This is a genomic window from Sinorhizobium sp. P24N7 (assembly GCF_042436655.1).
Lineage (GTDB): Bacteria > Pseudomonadota > Alphaproteobacteria > Rhizobiales > Rhizobiaceae > Sinorhizobium > Sinorhizobium meliloti_A.
The window spans coordinates 1-1,243 of the sequence record NZ_JBHMIW010000050.1 but is presented as its reverse complement, the minus strand read 5'-3'; the positions used below and the strand labels follow the sequence as shown (position 1 = coordinate 1,243).

Sequence of the window (1,243 nt, the reverse complement as noted above, 5' to 3'; positions counted from 1 at the left end):
ATCCACAGCAGCTTGGGCCGCCCGCCAGTTGCCGTCTGGCGGGAGCTCGAGAACGAGATTCCGCTGCGACTGCCGCAAGATCGTATGCGTTTTTGGCTGACGTTCCTACCGGTGCAGGAGCGCACGTTGCGGCCAACCGGAATTCATCTCTTTGGTCTGCGCTACTGGTCAGCTGCGCTTAGCGCCGACGTCGGTCGCTCGAAACGGCGCCTGCTCGTCAAATATGACCCGCGGGACATGGCTCGTATCTTCGTGCGCCGACCTTCGGGCAACTTCGTGGAAGCCCGCTATGCCGATCTGACCCTGCCTTCAGTGACACTGCATGAGGCCGTGGCGGCACGACGCGCACTGCTGGCGAAAGGCCGACAGGAAATCAACACCCGCGCCATCGTGGGCACGGCAATCGCGCAGCGCAAACTGGTGGATGCAGCAACCAGGAAGACGGCAGCCGCACGACGCGCCGGCGCAGGACAGCCAAAAACGAACGTGGAAGACCGCGGATGGGGCTCGCTTCGCGGCATTGACTCCAGCAAACCTGTGCCCTTTGTCGAGGACACGGAGTGAGCTGGCATGAACAACGAAATCTCCCACCTGACCGCGAGCGCCGCAGTGCTGCTGGCTGAAACGGACGAGCAACGCATTCGTGCGATCCGATCGCGCCGCTGGGTGCTCTACCCGCGCGCCAAGCAAGCGCTCGATCGTCTGAGCCGGCTCCTCGATCATCCGCGAGGAACGCGCATGCCCTCCGTCGCTATCTATGGCGACAGCGGCATGGGCAAGACGATGATCATGAAGCGCTTCCGCGACCAGCATCCGTCAACCTTCAATTCGCTGACGGGAACACTGAAGACGCCGGTTTTGGCGATGGAGATGACCAGCCGGCCCGGCGAACGGCGGTTCTACGCCGAACTGCTGACCCTGCTCGGCGCGCCGCAGCGGCCACGGGCCGATATCGCCCAGATGGAGCAGGCGGCCTTGCGCATCATGGACGCAATTGGCGTGCAGGTGCTGGTAATCGACGAGGTGCACAACATTCTCGCCGGAACTTATCGCGAGCAGCGCATCGTCCTCAACACCCTTCGTTTTCTCAGCAACCGTCTCCGGATCTCGCTCGTCTGCTTCGGCGTCAACGAGGCGCGCGAGGCCATCAGCGGCGACGTGCAACTGGCCCGCCGGTTCGAGCAATTCACCCTCAGTCGCTGGGCCGCAAACGAACAGTTCGAGACCCTGGTGGCTTCAATCT

At 63.0% G+C, this 1,243-nt stretch carries 2 protein-coding genes; both read left to right on the top strand.

Translation table 11 applies throughout. The features are described 5' to 3' along the window. On the top strand, positions 1-564 hold a 564-nt coding region (locus tag ACFHWW_RS33790; RefSeq protein ID WP_379943706.1), incomplete at its 5' end, for a Mu transposase C-terminal domain-containing protein. 6 nt (positions 565-570) lie between these two features. After that, positions 571-1,243 (top strand): TniB family NTP-binding protein (locus tag ACFHWW_RS33785; RefSeq protein WP_379943704.1); only part of this gene is annotated, 673 nt, incomplete at its 3' end.